Annotated in this window: 1 protein-coding gene; it reads left to right on the forward strand. The window is 64.5% G+C overall.

All coding sequences use genetic code 11. The features are described from left to right. Positions 1 to 397: porin (locus AC0L3B_RS38525; RefSeq protein WP_473382852.1), on the forward strand; the 397-nt coding region annotated here is incomplete at both ends.

Below are 397 nucleotides of genomic sequence, written 5' to 3' on the forward strand. Positions count from 1 at the left end.
ACTTCCAGAACCTGGCGGGCGGCAGCTACTCGATGTTCGGCAGCTCCGGCGTTGCCTACCAGAGCGTCGGCTTCGCCATCGCTCCGGACACCGTGTTCGTGACCGGCAGCGGTCAGGAAACCGTCAAGACCTGGGGCTTCCGCGGTGCCTACACCCATAACTGGGATCCATACTGGAACACCGCGATCTACGGTGCTTACGCTCAGGCGCAGTACGGCACTCTTGCCAAGACCACCCTCTGCGGCGCTGGCGGTGCTGGCGGCGTGTTCGGCGGCCTGGCGGGCGTGACGGGTTGTAATCCTGACTTCGCCATCGGCCAAGTCGGTGTCATCACCCGCTGGACCCCGGTCAAGAACCTGACGTTCTCGGCCGACCTCTCCTGGACCCATCTGGACCA

It is taken from the genome of Bradyrhizobium sp. Kon56, from assembly GCF_055807635.1.